Source organism: Pisciglobus halotolerans, from assembly GCF_900113675.1.
In the GTDB taxonomy this organism is placed as follows: domain Bacteria; phylum Bacillota; class Bacilli; order Lactobacillales; family Carnobacteriaceae; genus Pisciglobus; species Pisciglobus halotolerans.
Genome location: NZ_FOQE01000016.1, coordinates 1 through 1,050 on the forward strand (window position 1 = coordinate 1; position 1,050 = coordinate 1,050).

Annotated in this window: 2 protein-coding genes; one reads left to right on the forward strand and one right to left on the reverse strand. The window is 40.4% G+C overall.

The window, feature by feature from the left end; genetic code table 11:
* A partial coding sequence (locus BM057_RS06565; protein ID WP_177186187.1) for a helix-turn-helix domain-containing protein occupies nt 1–264 on the reverse strand: 264 nt, incomplete at its 3' end.
* Nucleotides 265–280: 16 nt separating this feature from the next.
* Here BM057_RS06565 and BM057_RS06570 point away from each other — a divergent pair.
* Nucleotides 281–880, forward strand: coding sequence for a DUF6320 domain-containing protein (locus BM057_RS06570; protein ID WP_143074486.1), 600 nt, complete (start codon nt 281–283; stop codon nt 878–880).
* The last annotated feature ends 170 nt before the right edge of the window (nt 881–1,050 follow it).

Below are 1,050 nucleotides of genomic sequence, written 5' to 3' on the forward strand. Positions count from 1 at the left end.
CAGTCGGTTGGCTGTTTCTCGATAGGTCAACTCTGTTCTTGAATACAACTCTACCGCATCTAATTTAAATTGAACAGTATAATCCCTGTTCGTTGTCCGTCTCTGTAACCCTTCTTCACCAAACTCTTGATAAACTTTCACCCAATCACGTACTTGGCCGTAGCTTTTAATGCCATGTTTTTCAGCTAGAGAGGCATATCCGCCAAAACCTTTGATGTACTCCTTCACGACCATTCTTTTAAATTCAAAGCTATATTTAGCCATAAAAAATGACCTCCAAATGTTAGATTTTTGGTCTAACATTTGGGGGTCAGTATATCCTTATCCAACTGTTCCCTTGCGTTTTGATCGCAAAAAAATTATTCCTTTGATGATGCTCAGTACGATCATCAGTGGTATTATTTTCCTCATTATCGAAGCGTTATGGCTCAATCAAAAACAAGGCCTGCAACTATCTGTGTTCGGCGTGTTGAGTTTGTGGACAGTGGTTTATACGATTATTCGGAAGCGGCGCAACATTGCAAAAAGCATTACTTACTTGATCGTTGTAGCTTCTTTGACCAGTATTTACCTGGATTACGCTACTGAATGGAACGGGTGGTCTCTGACTTATGCGATTCCCGTCATGTGTATTTTTGCTATTATCGCGATGTACATTGCTGTCAAATTGGTTCATTTAAATGTTGGTGATTATGTGATGTATCTTCTCTTAGCGCTTTTGATTGGGTTGCTGCCGACACTCTTCTTGGTCATGAACTGGGTCAGCAATCCTATTCCAGCTAAATTATCTATCGGCTTTAGTGTGTTTTTAGCGATCATCGTCGTCTTATACCATGGTAATGCTATCCGAGAAGAATGGCACAAGCGTATGCAAATTTAATCCTGATGAAGACAGAGGATTAATACAGACATGAAGCCAATAAAAGTCCGTTTATCGCACACTCGGTAGGTCAAATAGGTTCGAGTATGCGATAAAGGACTGTTTATAGCACACTCGGTAGGCTAAGAGGGTTTGAGTATGTGATAAAGGCTAGTTTATTGCACACTCGG